This is a genomic window from Mesorhizobium kowhaii (assembly GCF_042431665.1).
Taxonomy (GTDB): domain Bacteria; phylum Pseudomonadota; class Alphaproteobacteria; order Rhizobiales; family Rhizobiaceae; genus Mesorhizobium; species Mesorhizobium kowhaii.
In genome coordinates this window covers 1-2154 of sequence record NZ_JBHLYT010000127.1, presented here as the reverse complement: position 1 = coordinate 2154, position 2154 = coordinate 1, and the positions used below count along the sequence as shown (strand labels likewise).

Annotated in this window: 3 protein-coding genes; 1 reads left to right on the top strand and 2 read right to left on the bottom strand. The window is 61.4% G+C overall.

Going from position 1 to position 2154, the window contains the following annotated elements; translation table 11 throughout:
- Both ACFFNA_RS35915 and ACFFNA_RS35910 read right to left on the bottom strand, forming a co-directional pair.
- Window positions 1-286 (bottom strand): PB1 domain-containing protein (locus ACFFNA_RS35915; protein ID WP_378924701.1); only part of this gene is annotated, 286 nt, incomplete at its 3' end.
- Window positions 287-413: 127 nt separating this feature from the next.
- Window positions 414-1175 (bottom strand): hypothetical protein, encoded by a 762-nt coding sequence (locus tag ACFFNA_RS35910; RefSeq protein WP_378924699.1) that lies wholly within the window; start codon window positions 1173-1175, stop codon window positions 414-416.
- A 166-nt stretch (window positions 1176-1341) separates the two neighbouring features.
- Between ACFFNA_RS35910 and ACFFNA_RS35905 the strand changes: the two genes are divergently transcribed.
- A complete protein-coding gene (locus ACFFNA_RS35905; protein ID WP_378924697.1) occupies window positions 1342-1878 on the top strand; it encodes a hypothetical protein in 537 nt (178 codons plus the stop codon).
- Window positions 1879-2154 lie beyond the last annotated feature (276 nt).

Here is a 2154-nt window from a genome sequence, read left to right as displayed (position 1 = left end):
TCACCGAGATTTTCTTTTTCGGGGCCGCGTTGATCTTGGCGGCGCGGTCTTCCATCGCCTCAACGTGTTCCTCGTCCGATGCGAGGCGAATGGCATCGGCCGCGGTCTCGCGCGCCTCCTGCCAGGCCACCACCCACTCGGCCTCGATGCCGCGGCGCGAGGCATGCGGGAACAGCGACGCGATCGCGTGGCCACCGTACTCGCGCTTGGCCACGGCCTCGTCCCAGACATGCAGTTCGAGCGGATCCCGCACGATCAACGCCTGAAGCTGGATCGGAATCTTCATCGCCGACAATTCCTCGTCCCTCGCTAGAACCGCAATCGGACCGGCATGTACGAACAACGGAATCTCCCGCAGCGCGTCCCAACTGATCGCCATGCGCTGACGCACCTCTGGGTCGTTGCGCGCCAGTTCATCGGACAGGTGATCGACCGCCTGCCGGAAGTGCGCGCGCGTCCCATCGCCGATCTTGGGCCGTCTCGCGATCATCCGCGACGACCAAGGTGGGCTCGCTCCGCGTTACGCCTGTGAAGACTATGAACGACGCCAGTTCGCGAAGGTCGCAGGGCGGCGTCCAGAATTTCATTGCGGGTAGCGCCTTCGCCAATTGCGATCGAAGTTCGGATTCCTCGACCAGGAAAATCGGCCGCTCGGACTCCCAACGATCGCCGCAGTACAGCGGCAGGGTTTTCATGCGTTCGCGGTGCCGTCGCTCCGCTTCGGCCAGAAGCGGCTCCATGTAGCGATACACGTCGATCAGGCGTGACGTGACCCCCACGTCATACGCTTGCCCCGCCAGCGACTTCAAGAACGTAAGGCAGTCATCAAGCGTGGGCTCGCGCACATCCAAGGCCGACCAGAGGCTCGCAATGGCCGGTCCAACCGGCACGAAGCGCGAGCGGTCATGAAAGATATCCTTGCCGCGCATCAGCTCGTTTGGCCTTCGCCAAACATTGCCGCCGATGTGGATAAGCCCTTGGTTCTCCGTGAAAGCCTTGCGCAAATCCTGGGCGGTCATGTCGCCGATGCGGGTGTTCCACACGACCGCGCGGGGCACGTATTTCGCTATGTTGCGATAGATCGCCATGACCTGCGCGTCATCGACGGCCTCGACCCCATCGCGCGTCTCGCGCAGCAGTTTGACCAGATCGCTGACCCGCACCGAGGTGACCAACCCAAGCGTCGCCGCGAAGTCCGCAGTAAAATCCCCCAGATCGATGCCGACCGCGAAGCTGGTAACAGAGCGCTGTCTTCACGCGTACGCGATACTGCCCAAGTCAGGTGTTTGATCCTTGCTTAATCCGCCCCGATCCTGCCTCAGGCAGATCGGGAGACAGAGAATGAGGCGTAGCAAGAACACAGACTTCCTTGACGGCCGAGACTTCGCTGCGGAGGTACTCGGCGACGAGGGGTTCCGGCGTTGCCCGAACTATGTTGTTCAATTCCGACGCTTGCCGCATCAAGAAGCGGGAATTCCGCCCTTTTGGGAGTTGCACGTCCACAGCTCCCGGAACTCCTATACGGTCAACGTTGGCATTCCGGCCGACGAACTGGACTTTGCCATCCAGCGTCTGCCCGAGCCCTCTCCGGAAAGAGAAGGGGTCGTGTTCGTGCGGGTGGCAGCAGAAGTGATTCTTCCCGAAGACATCAGGCGGCTCTGCGGCGAAACACTTTTCGCCTTCCTGATCTACAAAGTCGTATCCGCTCCACCAGGATCATCCTTCAGGAATGGTCAGCGCTATAACGACGCCGATCTGGCGCGTCCGATCGGGTCAACCGAAGCGGACAAGGCGGCTAACGAGAGGCGGAAGCGAACTCTCCTGAATAGGTTTGCCGAGGAGCCAGAAGAAGGCTACTTGCCCTCCCCCCGGTTCTGACCCGTTTAAAAGTTGGCGCGTCATCGAACAGCAAGTCGCCGGCAGCCCCGCCGATGACGGCGTACTGCTCCTCGAAACCCGCGAAGTGCTCTACGAAGCGCTCGATGCCCTTCACCATTTGAAGTTCTCCAAGAGAGAGAGTCGGCAGCCAGCGCCACCCGTTCGTCGGGATTGAACCGCGCCGGGTTTTCCGGAGGCCGTTTCGTTTGAGTCACGCGGCTATGGCTGGTTCATCCAGCATGGCGTAGTAGCGTTCCTCGGCTTCGGCCGGCGGGA